The sequence below is a fragment of the Nibribacter ruber genome, assembly GCF_009913235.1.
Taxonomy (GTDB): Bacteria; Bacteroidota; Bacteroidia; order Cytophagales; family Hymenobacteraceae; genus Nibribacter; species Nibribacter ruber.
This window is the reverse complement of record NZ_CP047897.1, coordinates 1,600,609-1,617,778: the sequence shown is the minus strand read 5'-3', so window position 1 is coordinate 1,617,778 and position 17,170 is coordinate 1,600,609. Positions and strand designations below refer to the sequence as shown.

General features: G+C 52.3%; 16 protein-coding genes. 9 read left to right on the top strand and 7 right to left on the bottom strand.

Annotation, left to right across the window (positions count from 1 at the left end):
• Positions 1-47 precede the first annotated feature (47 nt).
• Together GU926_RS06845 and GU926_RS06840 are read right to left on the bottom strand one after the other, a co-directional pair.
• Complete coding sequence (locus GU926_RS06845) at positions 48-3,146, bottom strand: efflux RND transporter permease subunit (RefSeq protein WP_160690295.1); 3,099 nt, start codon at positions 3,144-3,146, stop codon at positions 48-50.
• Between the two features lie 13 nt (positions 3,147-3,159).
• Positions 3,160-4,281 (bottom strand): efflux RND transporter periplasmic adaptor subunit, encoded by a 1,122-nt coding sequence (locus GU926_RS06840; RefSeq protein WP_160690293.1) that lies wholly within the window; start codon positions 4,279-4,281, stop codon positions 3,160-3,162.
• A gap of 155 nt (positions 4,282-4,436) precedes the next feature.
• Here GU926_RS06840 and GU926_RS06835 point away from each other — a divergent pair, with 155 nt between their 5' ends.
• From GU926_RS06835 to GU926_RS06815, 5 genes are all read left to right on the top strand, one after another.
• Positions 4,437-4,676: a hypothetical protein gene (locus tag GU926_RS06835; RefSeq protein ID WP_160690291.1), complete on the top strand. Its 240-nt coding sequence runs from the start codon at positions 4,437-4,439 to the stop codon at positions 4,674-4,676.
• A gap of 131 nt (positions 4,677-4,807) precedes the next feature.
• Complete coding sequence (locus GU926_RS06830; RefSeq protein WP_160690289.1) at positions 4,808-5,158, top strand: MGMT family protein; 351 nt, start codon at positions 4,808-4,810, stop codon at positions 5,156-5,158.
• A 2-nt stretch (positions 5,159-5,160) separates the two neighbouring features.
• Positions 5,161-6,207 (top strand): hypothetical protein, encoded by a 1,047-nt coding sequence (locus GU926_RS06825; RefSeq protein ID WP_160690287.1) that lies wholly within the window; start codon positions 5,161-5,163, stop codon positions 6,205-6,207.
• 62 nt (positions 6,208-6,269) lie between these two features.
• Positions 6,270-7,205 carry a YihY/virulence factor BrkB family protein gene (locus GU926_RS06820; RefSeq protein ID WP_160690285.1) on the top strand — a complete coding sequence of 312 codons (936 nt, stop codon included), beginning with the start codon at positions 6,270-6,272 and terminating at the stop codon, positions 7,203-7,205.
• 127 nt (positions 7,206-7,332) lie between these two features.
• Entirely contained in the window at positions 7,333-9,441 is a 2,109-nt protein-coding gene (locus tag GU926_RS06815) for a M13 family metallopeptidase (RefSeq protein WP_160690283.1), read from the top strand.
• 69 nt (positions 9,442-9,510) lie between these two features.
• Here the strand turns inward: GU926_RS06815 and GU926_RS06810 are convergent, their stop codons facing one another.
• The 3 genes from GU926_RS06810 to GU926_RS06800 all read right to left on the bottom strand — a co-directional run bounded on the left by GU926_RS06810 (position 9,511) and on the right by GU926_RS06800 (position 11,664).
• Positions 9,511-10,248, bottom strand: coding sequence for a DUF4184 family protein (locus GU926_RS06810; RefSeq protein WP_160690281.1), 738 nt, complete (start codon positions 10,246-10,248; stop codon positions 9,511-9,513).
• A gap of 184 nt (positions 10,249-10,432) precedes the next feature.
• A complete protein-coding gene (locus tag GU926_RS06805; RefSeq protein ID WP_160690279.1) occupies positions 10,433-10,828 on the bottom strand; it encodes a hypothetical protein in 396 nt (131 codons plus the stop codon).
• 77 nt (positions 10,829-10,905) lie between these two features.
• The gene (locus GU926_RS06800; protein ID WP_160690277.1) at positions 10,906-11,664 is read right to left on the bottom strand and encodes a peptidylprolyl isomerase; all 759 of its coding nucleotides are present in this window, start codon (positions 11,662-11,664) and stop codon (positions 10,906-10,908) included.
• Positions 11,665-11,926: 262 nt separating this feature from the next.
• Here GU926_RS06800 and GU926_RS06795 point away from each other — a divergent pair, with 262 nt between their 5' ends.
• Positions 11,927-13,138 (top strand): S8 family peptidase, encoded by a 1,212-nt coding sequence (locus GU926_RS06795; protein WP_232058457.1) that lies wholly within the window; start codon positions 11,927-11,929, stop codon positions 13,136-13,138.
• A gap of 97 nt (positions 13,139-13,235) precedes the next feature.
• Here GU926_RS06795 and xseB read toward each other — a convergent pair whose 3' ends face one another.
• Both xseB and xseA read right to left on the bottom strand, forming a co-directional pair.
• Entirely contained in the window at positions 13,236-13,448 is a 213-nt protein-coding gene (xseB, locus tag GU926_RS06790; RefSeq protein WP_160690275.1) for an exodeoxyribonuclease VII small subunit, read from the bottom strand.
• A gap of 108 nt (positions 13,449-13,556) precedes the next feature.
• On the bottom strand, positions 13,557-15,137 hold the full coding sequence (gene xseA / locus GU926_RS06785; RefSeq protein ID WP_160690273.1) for an exodeoxyribonuclease VII large subunit: 1,581 nt from the start codon (positions 15,135-15,137) through the stop codon (positions 13,557-13,559).
• 217 nt (positions 15,138-15,354) lie between these two features.
• Between xseA and GU926_RS06780 the strand changes: the two genes are divergently transcribed.
• From GU926_RS06780 to GU926_RS06770, 3 genes are all read left to right on the top strand, one after another.
• On the top strand, positions 15,355-16,176 hold the full coding sequence (locus tag GU926_RS06780) for an MOSC domain-containing protein (RefSeq protein WP_160690271.1): 822 nt from the start codon (positions 15,355-15,357) through the stop codon (positions 16,174-16,176).
• A 254-nt stretch (positions 16,177-16,430) separates the two neighbouring features.
• On the top strand, positions 16,431-16,853 hold the full coding sequence (locus GU926_RS06775; RefSeq protein WP_160690269.1) for a hypothetical protein: 423 nt from the start codon (positions 16,431-16,433) through the stop codon (positions 16,851-16,853).
• A gap of 21 nt (positions 16,854-16,874) precedes the next feature.
• Complete coding sequence (locus GU926_RS06770) at positions 16,875-17,132, top strand: hypothetical protein (protein WP_160690267.1); 258 nt, start codon at positions 16,875-16,877, stop codon at positions 17,130-17,132.
• Positions 17,133-17,170: the final 38 nt, after the last annotated feature.

The following is a 17,170-nucleotide window of genomic DNA, read 5'->3' as shown; positions in this document are numbered from 1 at the left end:
GACCCCTTTTTTATATAGTGTCATTGAATGAGATATCATGCAGAAAATTAATGGGCCACGGCTTGCTCGTACTCTTCAATATGGTCAAACTCTGGATGGTGCTTGCGCTCCTTAGACCACATGGAATAGATAGCCGGAATGATGAACAAGGTAAGGATGAGGGAGAAGATGGTACCGCCCACAATCACAATCCCCATGCCCATCCGGCTCTGCGCCGCTGCTCCCAAGGCCAGGGCAATAGGCAAAGCACCCAGGGCAATGGCCAGCGACGTCATTAAAATAGGGCGCAGACGGGCTTCAGAGGCTTCTAAGATGGCTTCCATTCTAGGCTTGCCTTCCTCCCTGAGCTGGTTAGCGAATTCCACAATCAAAATACCATTCTTGGTCACCAGGCCAATGAGCATGATGGTGCCAATCTGGCTGAAGATGTTCCAGGTCTGGCCAAACAGCCACAAGGACAGCATGGCTCCGGCCACCGCCATAGGAACCGTCAAGATGATGATGAACGGATCTATGAAGCTCTCAAACTGCGCCGCCAGAATCAGGTAGATCAACAGCAAAGCCAGGCCGAAGGCGAAGGACGTATTGGACCCACTTTCCACGAAGTCACGGGACTCACCGCCCAAATCTGTGGAGAAGCTCTCATCTAACACTTTTTCTTTGATGGCATCCATGGCCTCAATGCCATCCCCAATGCTTTTACCCGGCGCCAGTCCCGCTGACACCGTGGCTGAGAGGTAGCGATTGTTGTGATACAACTGGGGCGGGCTGCTGCGTTCTTCCATGGTTACCAGGTTGTCCAACTGAATCAACTGGCCAGTAGAACTGCGCACAAACAAAGACGTCAAATCCATGGGGTCATCGCGGTCCTGGCGGTCAAACTGACCCATGACCTGGTACTGACGGCCGTTCATCAAGAAATACCCGAAGCGCTGTCCGCTCAAAGATAATTGCAAGGTCTGGGCAATGTCAATCACCGAGATGCCCAGGCTTTGCGCCTTCTCCCGGTCAATGGTGATGTTGATCTCAGGCTTGTTGAACTTGAGGTTGACATCTGCCTGCGTGAAGATGGGATCCTGGCTCACCGCTTCCATGAACAACGGGATTTTCTCCTGCAGTTTCTCAAAGTTAGGCGCCTGAATGATGTACTGGATAGGCTGGCCTCCGCGGCGGTTCACTGAGATGGTAGGCTGCTGAATGACGTTGGTTCGGGCCTCAGGGTATTTTCTGGTAAGCTTAGACAGGTGGTCTGCTATCTCTTTCTGAGTGCGCTCCCGTTCTTCTGGTTGTTTTAAGGCAATGCGCATCATACCGCTGTTCACAGAGCTGGAACCAAAGCCCGGCGAAGTAATCACCAGGTTCACCTGCTTCTCCGGAATAGAGTCATCTACCAGGGCAGATAATTCGGTCATGAAACGGTCCATGTACTCATAAGAGGCACCTTCTGGGGCAGTGGCAGACACGCGTAGCATGCTTCGGTCATCATAGGGAGCGGTTTCTTTTTGCAGGACGTTATAGAACAGCACCGTCATGCCCAGACACGCCAGAATAATAGGGAAGCTCAACCACTTGCGTTTCATGAAACCAGCCAGCGCCTCGGCGTAGCCAGAGTTCATGCGCTGGAACATAGGCTCGGTCCAGTTGTAGAACCTGGATTTCTTCTGCTCGCCGCCTTTCATCAGGTAGGCGTTCAGCATAGGGGTCAAGGTCAAAGACACGAAGGCAGAGATCAATACCGCCGCCCCAATCACCACGCCAAATTCCCTGAACAGTCGGCCTACAAAGCCTTCCAGGAAAATCACGGGCAAGAACACCGCCGCCAGCGTGATGGAGATGGAGATAACCGCCATGAAAATTTCATTGGAACCTTTGATGGCCGCCTCAATAGGAGACATCCCTTCCTCTACCTTTTTGTAGATGTTTTCCGTGACCACAATACCGTCATCCACTACCAGACCGGTAGCTAGCACGATGGCCAAAAGCGTGAGTACGTTGATGGAGAAGCCCGCCAGGTACATAATAAAGAAGGTGGCAATCAAAGACACCGGAATATCAATCAAAGGTCGGAACGCGATGCCCCAGTCCCGGAAGAACAGGTAGATGATTAAAATTACCAGAATCAAAGCGATCAAAATGGTCTCGGCCACCTCAGTCACTGATTTCTTGATGAAGACGGTGTTGTCCATGACAATGTCCAGCTCCAGGTCTTTGGGCAGTTCAGTCTTCAGTTTTTCAAATTGCTCATAGAAGTTGCCGGCAATCTCCAGGTAGTTGGTTCCCGGCTGCGGAATGATGGCCATGCCCACCATGGGCGTGCCAGATTCGGTCATCTTGGTTTCCAGGTTCTCTGGTCCTAACTCAGCGCGGCCAATGTCACTGAAACGGGTGATTTTTTCTCCTTCAGAGGCAATGATCAGGTTGTTGAACTGTTCCTGATTGGACAAGTTGCCCAGAGTTCTTACCGTTAATTCTGTGTTGCTGCCGCTTACCTTACCGGTGGGCAATTCTACGTTCTGGCGGTTGAGGGCCGTGCGTACGTCAGACACCGTTAAGCCATAAGAAGCCAGTTTCATAGGGTCCAGCCACAGGCGCATGGCATAGCGTTTCTGCCCCCAGATCTGGACGCTACTCACGCCGGGTATGGTCTGCAGACGCTGGGAAATTACGTTTTCTGCGTAGTCTGACAGTTGCAGAGCGTCACGGGTGGCACTGCGCACGGTCATGGTGATGATGGGCTCAGAGTCGGCATCGGCTTTGGACACCACCGGCGGCGAGTCCAAGTCATCTGGCAAGCTTCTTACGGCCTGTGATACCTTGTCCCGCACGTCATTGGCAGCCTCTTCCAGGTTTTTCTCCAGGTTGAACTCAATGTTGATGTTGCTGGAACCCTGGTTACTGGTAGAGGAAATGTTACGGATACCGTCAATGGAGTTGATGGCTTTCTCCAGGGGTTCGGTGATCTGGGATTCAATGATGTCTGAGTTGGCACCAGAGTAGCTGGTACGCACAGACACAATGGCCGGGTCAATGGACGGATACTCGCGTACGCCCAGAAACGTGTACCCAATCACCCCAAACAGCATGAGGAGCAAGTTGAGCACGATGGTAAAAACCGGCCGTTTAATACTGGTGGTGGATAAACTCATATGCTGAAATGATTTAGTTCTTGGCTATGGCTACACGCACGGGGCTTCCCGCTTTCAAGGACATGACCCCGGTGGTGAGCACGGTGTCGCCGGCGCTTAAACCAGAGGTAACCAGAAGTTCTTTTTCTGTACGGGTGGTGGTTTCAATCATGACTTCCTTGGCCTTGCCGCCTTCAGAGACAAACACCTTCTTGCCGTTCTGTACCGGTACCACGGCCTCCGTAGGGATTAAGATGGCGTCATTGATAGTGGTAAGGGGCAGCACTACGTTGGCAAAGGAACCTGGACGTAGCTCGCCGTTGGCGTTGTTGGCCCGGGCGCGCAACTGCAATGTGCGGGTGGTGGCTTCAATGCCGGGCTCAATGGCGTATACCGTAGCCGTGTATTTCTCATTAGAACCCGCCACCGTGAATTGAATCTGCGTGTTGGTACGCACAGAGTTGGCGTATTTTTCAGGCACTGAGAACGAGATTTTTATAGGATTGATGCTCACCAAATTGGCGACTACCGTCTCTGGCGACAGGAAAGAACCCACCGAAATAGAGCGTAAACCTACTTTACCTGAGAAAGGCGCTTTGATGGTGGTTTTGGCAATCTGGGCCTGAATGAGTTGAATCTGAGCCTGGGCAGTTCTGAGGTCGGCGCGGGCTACGTCATATTCTTCCCGGCTGATGGCTTCTTTTTCCAACAAGAGGCGGGCTCTGCGCTCATTTTCTGCGGTAAGTGAGCGTTTAGTCTGTGCCTGGGCCAGTTGGGCACGTAGTTCAGAGTCGTCAATTTTCACCAGAGTCTGGCCCTTGCTCACATTGCTGCCCTCCTGGAACGAGATGCTGCGCACCAAACCAGAAACCTGGCCTCTGATCTCTACTTGCTCATTGGCTTCAATGGAACCGGTCACTTGCAGGGAGTTGGCGAATTGCTGCGGGGCTACCACTATGCCGCTCACGCGCATGGGCATTCCGCCACCGCCACCTGGGCCGCCTTTCCCACCTCCGGGACCGCCGGCACCCGGTTTTCCACTGCCACCTGGGCCGCCGCCTGCACCTGCCAATTCTTTGTTTGCCGAAATTCTATAATATACCAAGGCTCCAAAACCCAGAATCAGGAGAGTGTAAACGATGTGCTTGATTTTCATATACTGTAATAGAGTGTGATAGGTGTGTCAGGGCCGGAGCACTGAGGTAGTTTAGGTTTTAAATACTTCTAAGGCAGCGGGCAATGGAGCGGTAACACCTGAATAAAATCATCAGGTTCCCGGCCCCAGGGCATTACCGGTTAAGAAAGTGATCCATGCGTCTGGGTTACCTCTCTGCGGTGCAAAGAAAACAGGAAAATTTCTTTGAAGGCTACCAGCAAAACAGAAAAGCCGGCCAAGCCGACGGAAGAAACGCGGCAAGCGCTTTCTGGCAGGGTAGAAGAGGAAAGGAACCTGATTTTTTTCATGGCGCAGAGATGGGGGCAGTCTTATTGCGTACAGTTACAATGGTGGCAAGAGAAAAAACTCCTACACGTTCAACGGGCGCATGGTAAATTATTGTGTCACGGCCTGGTAATATTGTATAGACAACAATAGGCGCGCAAGGTTTAAACCGCCTAGAGAAATAATTCTGGTTCTCCTGTGTCTTGAAATTTACGTACTTAGGCCTCATAACTCATCTGCCATGCCAAAAACAGACGCTGAGCAACGCAAAACTAATTTCTTCAAAGACGTGCATGAAGTGGTCAAACTCATTCCGCCGGGCCGGGTCACGTCTTACGGCGCCATTGCGGCGTATCTGGGGGCTAAAGGTTCTGCCAGAATGGTGGGCTGGGCGCTCATTGCCTCGCACGCCCAGCACGGCATACCCGCCTACCGGGTAGTGAACAGAAACGGCATGCTCACCGGCAAACAACACTTTGCACACGCCAACGCCATGCAAGAGAACCTGGAGAAGGAGGGCGTAGAAGTGAAAGACGATCAGGTGGTGGACTTTGCCAAGCGTTTCTGGGACCCCGCCAAAGAACTGCTGTAACCATGGAAGTAGATAGCAACAACCTCAACAACATCTCCAAGAAAAAGCATTTCTATCCCATACAGGAAGGCCTGCGCAAATACCTGCGGGAATATGACCGCGAGGCCCCGCTGCCCGTCACGTACCAGGACATGATGCGCTACGTAGACTCCTTCCCGCTCTACGACCGCCATGGCCAGGACACGCTCTGGGAGTCTGTCATCTATGACCAGAGCCAGATGCAGGAGATCTTTGACGGCCTCACCCGCATCTACGTGCAACTCAAAACCGACGGTGACCTGAGCGTAATGGAGCACCTCTCTGTGGAGCGGGTAGATTACTGTTCCTTCGGGAATTCCAACCCCTTCAGAATACGGGTGGTGAATTTGCTCAATGACAACTTTGACTATTTTTACTTCAAAAAAGCAGATGCCTCCCGCGTCTACGGCCTGGAACTGGAGCATATTCTGTCGCCTAACCGCATCAGTTATTTGGTGCACGGGGATTCTTTGATTGAAGAGCACATTGCGGGCATTCCCGGCGACGAGTTCATCAAGCATTACCTGGACCGGCCCACACTCAACAAAGTGCGCATTGCCAAAGAGTTTGTGAAGTTCAATGAACGCTGCTTCTCTGTTTTGTTAGGCGATATGCGCTCCTACAACTACGTCATTGACATCACCCCAGACTTTGAAGAGGAGCAGTACCGTGTGCGGCCCATTGACTTTGACCAGGAATGTTACGAAGGCCGCAAGACCATGTACCTGCCGCAGTTCTTCAAAGAAAACAATCCCATTGTGGCCCTGTGCACTGAGTGGCTGCCCGCCGAGACCATCAAGCAATACCAGAATGAAGAACGCACCCTGCTTTTCCGGCGTCTACGCTCAGACCGCTATCGGCTTAAAGACCTGGTGGACTGCATGCGCAAAGACACCATCTCCACGCCAGAGAAAATAAGCCAGCTGAAGAAAGAACTGGCTAAGCACCACCAAAACAAGGCTTTTCTGCAATGCCAATCCATGGGCGACATTGTGCGTCTGCAACTGAAAGTCATGGCCCGCCACCGGTAGCCGTTTTTGCCGTATTTTCCAGAAATCAGCCTAAAAACGATTTTATTACGTATTTCCCCTTCATGATTGCACCTTCCCCGTTGCCGCTTGCCAAAAGAGTACAGCCGTTTTTGCGGCTTTTAAAGGAAGCTTTTCTGCTGTTTAGACGCAATGATCCGTTGCGGCTGGCTTCTTCGGCGGCCTTTTTTACGTTGTTTGCGCTGCCTCCTATTTTGATTCTGCTCATCTCGGTGCTGGGCATGATGTTCAACAACGCACTCATCACCGGGGAGCTTTTCCAGAAAATGGCCAACATCATGGGTGAGAACGTGGCAGGGCAGGTGGAGCTCATTCTCATCAACTTCCTGAATTTGCAGGGCAACGGCTGGGCGGCGGCCTTCAGTTTCTTGTTCCTGACGTTTGTGGCCACTACGCTCTTTGGCGTCATCCAGAATTCCATCAACCAGCTCTGGAGCGTGCGCGCCAAGGGGCAGCAGCATTTGCGGGCCGCCGTCCGGAACCGGTTCAGGGCGCTGCTCATCATCTTTTCCAGCGGGCTTTTGTTTCTGGCTACCCTATCCGTGGAGACGGCTTTTGCGTTTTTAAATGACCATTACTCCCTTCTGGATGAGAGCACGCAGCTGCATCTGGTACAGGGCGCCAACCGGCTGGTGGGTCTGCTCATTGAGACGATGTGGTTTGCCATCATCTTCAAGTTTCTGCCCTACGCGTACATTGACCGCCGCGCCATTGGCCTTGGGGCCGTGGTGACGGCCGTGCTCTTCCTGATTGGGAAACTCATTCTGGGGCAGGTGTTGGTGAAAAGCGGTCTGGGGTCTTTGTATTCCACGTCTGGGTCTGTGGTGGTACTGCTGCTGTTCATTTTCTATTCTGCCATGATTCTGTTTTTTGGCGCGGCCTTCACCAAAGTGTACGCCCAGGCGCAGGGGCTGCCCTTCTTTCCCAAGCATTTTGCCACCTTCTATGAGGTGCGGGAAACGGACCACGCACCCTTTTAGGGCTAATTCCTGAAAAACAGGCTAAAAACGGTTATCATTACACAACGGACAGTTCTACGTATACTTCTTTACATGTAAAGGAGGCGCACGTCTCCCGTGTAGTATTCACACCATACAACCTACTTATATGAAAAAAACCAATACGCTTTGGCTGGCCACCGCCCTTACCGGGGTCATGGCCGTGGGCTGCAGCAAACCGGCAGCGGTGCAGCAGACGTCCACAACGCAAACAACCACTGCTTCGGCTACCACAGAGACAGAGATGGAGGCCAGCGTGGCCGGCATTGGTCTCAAGATGGAAAACCTGGACCGCTCGGTTTCTCCGTGCGAGGACTTCAACAAGTTTGCCAACGGTGGTTGGCTCAAGAACAATCCTATTCCGGCTTCAGAAAGCCGCTGGGGTAGTTTTAATGAGCTAGGTGATCAGAACAACGCGGCCTTGCGTTCTGTAGTGAATGCCGCCGTGGCCAGTACCAATGCCCCCCAGGGCTCCAGCGTGCAACTGGTAGGTGATTTCTACGCCGCCGGCATGGACTCCGCCGCTATTGAGAAAGCTGGTCTGTCACCGCTGCGCATGGAACTCACCCGCATCAACGGCATTAAAGATAGAGCCAGCTTGTTGCAGACTTTTGCTTACCTGAAGACCATTGGCACGGGTGGCTTGTTCAATCTGTACGTGGGACAAGACGACAAGAACAGCACCCAGAACGTGGTTAACCTGAACCAGGGCGGCCTGGGCCTGCCAGACCGTGACTATTACCTGAACACAGATGCCCGTTCTAAAACCATCCGGGAGGAGTACCAGAAGCACATTGCCAACATGCTGCAGCTCATGGGTGACAACGCCGCCACTGCCGCTAAAAACGCCGCCACCATCATGGCTCTGGAAACGCGCATGGCCAAGGCGTCCATGACCCGGGTGCAGCAACGTGATCCGTATGCCACCTACAATAAAATGACCATTGCGCAGCTTCAGAAGCTGGCACCCAACTACAACTGGTCTACCTTGTTAAAGAACCTGAGCGTGGGCAGCGCTACCGAAGTGGTGGTAGGGCAGCCGGAATATTTAAAGGAAACCAGCGCCATGCTGGCCTCGGTGCCTACCCAAGACTGGAAGAACTATCTGCGCTGGAACCTTGCCCGAAGCTACTCTACTTACCTGCCGCAGGCCTTCGTGCAGGAGAACTTCAACTTCTATAACAAATTCCTGAGTGGTGCCAAAACCATGCAGCCCCGCTGGAAACGCGTTTTGGGTGTAACCGACCGTAACATTGGCGAGGCGCTGGGACAGGCGTACGTAGACAAAACGTTCAGTCCTGAGGCCAAGGCCAAGGCTCTGGAGATGGTGAACAACCTGCGCGCCGCCTTCCAGGAGCACGTGAAGAACCTTGACTGGATGAGCGAGGCCACCAAGCAGCAGGCCATGGGCAAGCTAAACGCATTTGCCGTCAAGATTGGCTACCCAGACAAGTGGAAAGACTACAAAGGCCTGAAAGTGGACCGTACCTCTTTTGTGCGCAACGTGATGAACGCCGCACAATGGCGCTTCCAGGAGAATACCTCTAAGCTGGGCAAACCTGTAGACCGCATGGAATGGGGCATGACGCCGCCTACCGTGAACGCTTACTACAACCCCAGCATGAACGAAATTGTGTTCCCGGCGGGAATTCTGCAACCTCCCTTCTTTGACCCTAAGGCAGATGATGCCGTGAACTACGGCGGCATGGGCGCCGTGATTGGCCATGAACTTACCCACGGCTTTGACGACCAGGGCAGCCAGTATGACCCGCAAGGCAACCTGCGCGACTGGTGGACCGCCGAGGACAAGGCCAAGTTCAAACAGCGCACCGACATGGTAGACCGCCAGTACAGCGCCATGCAGCCCCTGGATAGCGTCTACGTGAACGGCAAACTCACCATGGGTGAAAACATAGCTGATATTGGTGGCTTGAACATTGCCTTCACGGCCTTGCAGAAAGCCATTGCCAACAAGAACGTGGACAAGATTGACGGCTTCACGCCAGAGCAGCGGTTCTTCCTGGCCTGGGCCCAAATCTGGAGAACCAACGCCACCGAGAACTTCCTGCGTCAACAAGTGCAGACAGATCCGCATTCACCTGCCTCGTTCAGAATCAATGGTCCGTTGTCCAACATGCCTCAGTTCTACAAGGCGTTCAACTGCGGACCGGGTAACAAGATGTACCGCCCAGACGCTGAACGCGTGCACATCTGGTAAGCCGTTTTTGGGCTATTTCCCAGAAAACTAGCAAAAAACGCCCCTCAGTCCTGAGGGGCGTTTTTTGCTTTATGTACTTTGTGAAGGTTTGTCCTTGGCAAACAAGCAAGTGACTAGCAAAGCAATACATCCACCCGAAATGCCGGTTGCAATCCAATGCCCCGTCTGCTCCAAGGCAAGTCCCGTTAAGAGCCTGATGACCAAGATGGCTGTCATCAGTACCGCGATAGAAACCCAGAATCTGAACTTCCTAAAGCTTGGCTCCACTGGTTTGGTAGGCATCTTCCATGTAAAATAACCTATGCAGACAAAACCCACTACGGTGCTCAGGTGCTGCAAGACTTTGTAAACGGGAAAGTGGAAACCCCTGAAACTGAAATGGTATTGCAATACGGGTAACCGCTCTACAAAGAAACCTTGTTGGTGCGTGAAGGCATCCCATGCCAAATGCGAAAAACTGCCCATCACTACTGACAAAGCAAAAATGTGCCAGTGCTTTTTTAGGTAGTGTACAAACTGGAAGTCTTTATAGCTATTTAGCCTTTCACCAAGCCCGTGAGGCAGGTGGTCTATGGTTGGGTTTCTAATAAGGATATGGAACAGCACGGCCAGGATAAATGGCAGCGGAAGGTTAAACCACAATAGCCCCGACAGCGTGTGACTGTAGTTGCTTTCTACCCGCATTCTCAAGAAATACTCAAAATCAGGAGACATGCTCCCCAAGATAAGGCCCGTCCAGGAAACCCACCTACCTGACCAATTTCTCCATGGAAGTAGTATAGCGGGATGGGCAAATGTGAAAGGCATGTAAGAAGATTTGTTTGAAATCAAGAAGTTCTGATCTTGGGCACCCTTCCAATGAGGTTACTATTGTCCCAAACCAATAGGAGAAGTTTCGTTTTACGTTTTTGGGCTATTTTCTGGAAAACAGGCAAAAATTGGTTTCTCTAAAGTGGGACGTTTTAATTTTTCTGCATAGCAAATAAAGAATCTAAAAGGACTTAAGCCAGTTCTCTGCGGCGTCTAGGTGTTCAAAACCTTGCACAATGCTGGTCTTAATGAGGCTGATGGCTTTTTCTGTGGAGAGTTGACTGAACGTGCTGGTGGAGTAGACGCAGGCGTGGTAGTGCAGGCCAAAGGCTTCGGCGCGCGGGTGCCAGTCAAAGGCCACCCATTCGGCTAGGTCTGCCCACAGGCCCCGCACCTCTATGTGATTGTCCAGCAGTTTGTGGCAGAACTGCTTTCTCAGCTGAAGCGCAATGGCCTCATAGCCTTTCTTTATCTGTTCATTGGAAAGCGTGCCCCGCCAGGTACTGATAAGGATGTCATCAATGGCGTTGTATTCAATGGTCAGGTAGTCCGTGCTGTGGAGTGGTATGTGCTTCATGCAAGTTTCTGCTAGAGAGGTAGGTCAACGTTTGAAAGGAATGGGCGGGAGGATGCTTTTGCAAAGGTAGGCTTCTTTTAACGAAGCACCCGTACCTTCATGGTCACGTCTTTTAAGGGCCAGTGCTGCTGCGGGTCTACCGGCACGGCGGCAATGCTGTCTACCACGCTCATGCCTTCCACTACTTCGCCAAAAATGGTGTATTGCTGGTCTAGGTTGGGCGCGCCGCCCAGGGTTCTGTACACTTTTTTCTGGGCCGGGCTCAGCTTGAGGTTGAATTCCTGAATGTTGGCCGCCAGTTCCTCTGGAGATAACGGGTGCCCTTGCACAATGTAGAAATCGCGCGGCGAGGACATGCGCTCTGGGTTTTCTTTATCGCCGTAGCGGGCCATGCCCACCATGCCGCGCTTGTGGTAATAATGCGGACGTATCTCCTGAGGGATGTTGTAACCGCCAATCTTAATATTAGGTTGATCAGTGCGGCCGCCCTGGATCATGAAATCCTTTTCTACTCTAAAGAACACGGTCTTGTCAAAGAACCCAAAATCTGCCAGCCTCAGGAAGTTGGCCCGGTGCAGCGGCGTGTCCTTGAACAGTCTGATGGTGATGTCACCTTTTGAAGTACTAATTAGAACCAGACTGTCCTGCGGGTGTGCCTGCCCGTAGGCCGTGAGGGTGTCTACCACCGTTTCCTGGGTGAGCAGGGTAGGGGTAGGTGGCTCTGCTTTCACCGGGGCCGGCGTTTCTGGGACTTTGCGGTGGCAGGCAGAAAACGAGAAGGCGCTTACGCCCGCAAGCGTGAAGGCTAAGACAAACCTCAGAAAAGAAGTGCGCATATTTTTGAGCGTAGCTAAGGGTACTGGTAAGTCAAAACTAGCCATTGCGGTACTCTTAGGCAAGAAAAAGCAGGGGAGAAAATCGTCTTGAAAAATGGCTGTAGACGGTAATGATGAAGTGTAACAGGTTGTGTACGAGTTAAATAATTTAAAGATACATGTTTTTGGGGTGTCTATTAAAGTTTGTTTTACATAATTTGGAGCTGCTCTTTATCAGGGCAACGCTTTCATTCATCCATCTTTCTAACAAACACTCTATTGTATGAAAAAGAACTTCTCTTTTGTGTCCCCCACCAAAATGATGTTGGGTGCCGCCCTTCTTGCATGCACGTTCCAAAGCTGCGAAAGCCCTGAAGAAGCCGTTACCCCTCTAGACGCTACGGCCAGTGCCGCAGTACAGGGTACGCCTATTGCCGGTAAGTACATTGTGGTTTTGAAAAAGGACAACAACCGTCGTATGCCAGAGCAGGCTACGTATGCCCAGCGCCAAAGCCAGGCTCGCAGCCGCGGCCAGCAGATTCTGCGGGAGCGTGGTATTGCTGAACAGGCTCTGGGCCATGCCTATGGCAAAGTATTGGAAGGCTTCTCTGCCGACCTTTCTGAGGCCGAGGTAGAAAAGCTGCGCCGCGACCCACGCGTTGCCTATATTGAACAAGATAAAGTGATCAGCCTGGGCAAACCGGGCGGCGGCGGAACTACACAACCAATTCAGGAGAAGCCGTACGGCATTACCCGCGTGGGTTCTGCAGACGGCACTGGCAAGACTGCCTGGGTGATTGACTCTGGCATTGACCTGGACCATCCAGACCTGAACGTAGATGTAAACCGCAGCCGTACGTTTATCACTTCTGGTACAGATGCCAACAGCGCAGATGACGGCAACGGACACGGCTCTCACGTAGCAGGTACCATTGCCGCCAAGAACAACACAATTGGCGTCATCGGCGTGGCTTACAATGCTACCGTAGTAGCAGTGAAAGTATTGAACTCCAGAGGCAGCGGGTCTACTTCAGGCGTGATTGCTGGTATTGATTACGTGGGCACCAACGGCAAGCCTGGCGACGTGGCCAACATGAGCCTGGGCGGTGGCGTGTCTACCACCCTGGACAATGCAGTAGTAAACGCAGCTAAAGGCGGTGTTATCTTCTGCCTGGCCGCTGGCAATGAGACTGATGATGCAGACAACCACTCTCCGGCCCGCGCCGAAGGTGCCAACATCTACACCATCTCTGCCATGAACAACACAGATACATGGGCTTCGTTTTCTAACTACGGTACCCACGTGGACTGGTGTGCACCCGGTGTGAGCATTAAATCTACCTGGAAAGCCGGTGGCTACAATACCATCAGTGGTACTTCAATGGCTACCCCGCATGCTGCGGGCGTTATGCTGGTGACCGGTGGCAAGCCTACCATCAGTGGCTATGTGAAAGGCGACCCAGACGGCAAAGCTGATCCTATCATCCATTTGTAGAAGATCAAAAAGCTTACCGCATAAAAAGGGCAGCTACGCAAGTAGCTGCCCTTTTCGTTTTTAGCCTGTTTTGGTGAAAACAAGCAAAAACGAAGGCTTACTCCGTTTCTGGAGTATCGCAGTTGATGTCTTTGAAGACTTGGTTGATGGCGTCTTCGGCGGAGCGGAGTTTCTGCTTGCACAGTTTTATGAGTTCAGAGGAGCGCTGTACCTTCTGGGTCAGTTCATCCACGTCTACATCATCATTCTCAATGGCCTTTAAAATGGCCTCTAACTCCTGGGTGGCTTGCTTATACGTGAGGGTGCTCATGGCTTTTTCTAATTAGAAATTATTAATTAGAAATTAGAAATTAAGAACGATGGTTTGGGTTATTGGGCAGAGTGCAAATCACCATTTCTAATTTTTAATTTCTAATTTTTAATTAAACAGGTCTGGTTCTTGAATGTTGGTGACGGTGCTGGTGAGGGAGCCCACGAGCAGTCGGGTTTTGAGTTCGTCGCCGGGAGAGAGTTGCTCTATGGAGCGCAGCAGCTTTCCGTTGACGTAGGTAAGGGTGTAGCCGCGCATCAGCATCACCTCGGGGTCATGGGACCGGATGTCCATGGCCACGATCTGCAGCTGGTGGCTTTTGGTTTGCAGATGGTCTTTGGCGCCGTAAAGCAACCGCTGCTGGTTTTTCTGGAACGCCAATTTGGCTTTCTGAAGCCGAAGTTCTGAACCGTGCTGCACGCAGTGCTCTATGTGGGTGAGTTTGCGCTGGCCAGCCGTTACCTTTTGCGTGCTCTCATGCTCCAGGGTTTGCAGGTACTGGTGTTGTTTCGCTTCTTTGGCCCTTAAAAGTTGCTCCACAGAATGGGTGAGGCGCAGTTCTTCGCACATAACGTGGCGCTGTTCCTGAGTGAGGTAGTTCTTGGGTTTGTCTGAGAGCGTGCGGGTCTGGCACTCCAACTGGAACTGGCGCGTCTGCAGGAAGCCGTTGGTGCGCTGCTGCAATTGGTTGGTGAGTTGGGTAATTCTTCGTTCTTCTACCACGGCCAATGCCGTGGCTGCGTCTTTGATCTGTAGGAAGATGGTTTCTATTTTGGCCTCATACTCATTGCAGCGGTCTACCAGATAAGCGGCTACGGCCGTGGGCGTTTTTAAAGGCGTGTGGGCCACTAAATCGGTGATAGACTCATCACGCTCATGCCCAATACCCGTCAACACAGGCAAAGGCATCTGGGCCACGGTGGCGGCCAGTTCATACCGGTCAAAGCACAACAAGTCTGTCTGCGAACCTCCGCCGCGAATGATGATCACGGCATCAAAGGCCGGGCGCTGCAAGGCCACGCGGTTTAAGGCCGCTCTGATGGAAGAGACGGCTTCGGCGCCTTGCACGCTGGCTTCAAACAAGGTCAACTGGAACGAATAACCAAACGGATTGTGCTCCAACTGCGAGACGAAGTCTTGGTAGCCGGCAGCAGTAGGCGACGAGATGACGGCCAGACGCTGCGGTACTTCGGGTAAGAGCTGTTGCTTGTTGAGGTCTAACAGCCCTTCTTTCTGCAGCCTGAGAATGGTTTCCTGCCGCTGGCGGGCCAGATCTCCCAGGGTGTAGGTGGGATCAATGTCATGAATGTCCAGGCTGAAGCCGTACAGCTCATGAAACCGCGGGCTGGCGTTGAACAGAATCTTAAGGCCCCCCTTTAACGGATGCCCCGTCTGCTCCTCAAAGAAAGTGGCGATTTCCTGGTACTGTCGTTTCCAGATGGTGGCCCGGGCCTGGGCTGTGAGCGTGGCTTTGGGGCCGGGTTCTTTGTCGGTGAGGGTGAGGTAGCAGTGGCCGCTGCCGTGGTGCACGCGGGCTTCAGAGATTTCGGCAATAATCCAATACCGGTGGGGCAGGGCGTTCTCAATCTCCTCGCGCAGGCGGTGGTTGAACTCATACAGGGTGAGCGGGCGGTTGGTGCTAACCGTCAGCGAAATCTCTTCGCGGTAACTCTGAAAATATGTCCCCATTCCGTGCGCTCCTCTTATTTTCAATCTCCTAAAATTACGCTTTTTGTCTTTGCGGTCAATTGTCTGCTAAAAAAATTATCATGTTAGCTAAATATAGGGGTTAGTGAAGATAATTTGTTGTGAAAGTGCAAATCTTTGCAGAGCTTCTCTGCGTTTTAGGAATCATTCCTACCTTTAGCTTTTAGGAGAATAGGCACGTCACCGCACATAGATTTATATGTCACACTTGGTACTCAGCGAAATCAATGTATATCCCATTAAGTCATTAGGCGGCATCTCGCTCACGTCTGCCCAGGTAGAGGAGCGCGGACTGCAGTATGACCGGCGCTGGATGCTGATTGACGAGAGTGGCCTGTTCCTGACCCAGCGCAAACTTCCCGAGATGGCCCTCTTGCAGGTGGCCCTGCACCCAGACCATTTGGAAGTGACCCACCGCACCAAAAACCTGACCCCGCTGCGCGTGCCTTTAGAAACCAACAGCACCCGCTCCCTGCTGGTAACCGTCTGGGACGATATCTGCTTTGCCTACGTGGTGAGTTCAGAAGCCAGTACGTGGTTCACCGAAGCCCTGGGCGTAGACTGCCGTCTGGTGTACATGCCAGACAACTCCATCAGGCTCATTGATCCCAACTACGCCAAGCACAATGAGAAGCTGAACTTTGCAGATGCCTTTCCTTTCCTGATCATTGGCCAGGAATCTTTGAATGATTTGAACAACCGGCTGGAGCAGTCTTTGCCCATGAACCGGTTCAGGCCCACGTTTGTGTTCACGGGCGGCCTGCCTCATGACGAAGACAACTGGAAGACCTTTAAAATTGGGGATGTACTCTTTTACGGCGCCAAGCCCTGCGGCCACTGCGCCATGTCTACCATTGACCAGGCCACCGGCGCTGCCAGCCAGGAGCCGCTGCAAACGCTGTCTACCTACCGCAAGCAGGGCAGCAATGTCTCCTTCGGGATGAACCTGATTGGCCTGTCTACCGGCACCGTGCAGGTAGGAGACAAAATTCAGGTCATGGAAGCTGGTCCGGTAGAATAGAACCTGTCCGTTTTTCGCCTCTTTTCCAGAAAACAGCCCAAAAACGCCTTCCGGCAACGGAGTTCCAATTGGCGGTTTCTCTGCGGTAAGCAAGGGATTTGCCTGATGATGCTAGCCAGTTGTGGTAGGGAAAAATGTAAGTCTCTCACCATCAATCAGAAGGAAAAGCGGGCTGCCAGACAGGAAACCGCTGCGATGTTTCCGCGTTAAAAATCTAGTAATTCATTCCCCCAACCGCTTACGCTTCTTATCATATGATTCATACCAGAACTGATTACGCCACTACCGGGTATGATGAGTTGCTGCAGGGCGTGTTTTTGCGGTATGGCCGCAAATGCACCTCAGAGGAGTTCAAGGAAGCCAACCAGCGGCTGCTGCAGACCATGCGGTTGTACCCCACCCAGCGGGTGAACCTGGACGTGCTGGCGTTGGGCCTGGTGTCACCGGAAGACCAGCGCTGGATGGCCACTGCCATTATTCCCCGGCTAGCCGATTTAGCACCAAACAATTATCTGTATATTGCAGTGGTGGTTCCGGAGAGCGCTTTTACCAAACTGGCCGTGAAAGCCATTGAAGATATGGCCAACGCCAGCGGCATCTGCCAGCACTGCCAGTTTCCTAACCTGGTGGAAGCCAAGCAGTGGCTTTTTCAACAGCCTTCCGGCGTAAGAGCCTAATCCTTTTACTTATTTCTGAGCATGACGCAGCATACTTTATACCTGGTGACTACCTCTAACGGAGCCCAGCATGACCTCACCTTCGCCAAAGAGATACGCAGCAACAACCTGTATCCTTTTGGGTTGCACAACTACGCCATTTACGCCACCCCAGAGGGAGCTTTTGTTAAGGCCACCAACTCGGGTACCCTGCAGCTGATGCTTGACCAGTATGACGAGATCTCTGAGGCAGAAGCGCATGCCTACCAGCACCCGCACCGCCGCATAGAAGAAGAGTAATCTGCTGGCTGTGAAGCCAAAACTTCTTCTGGTTCGTA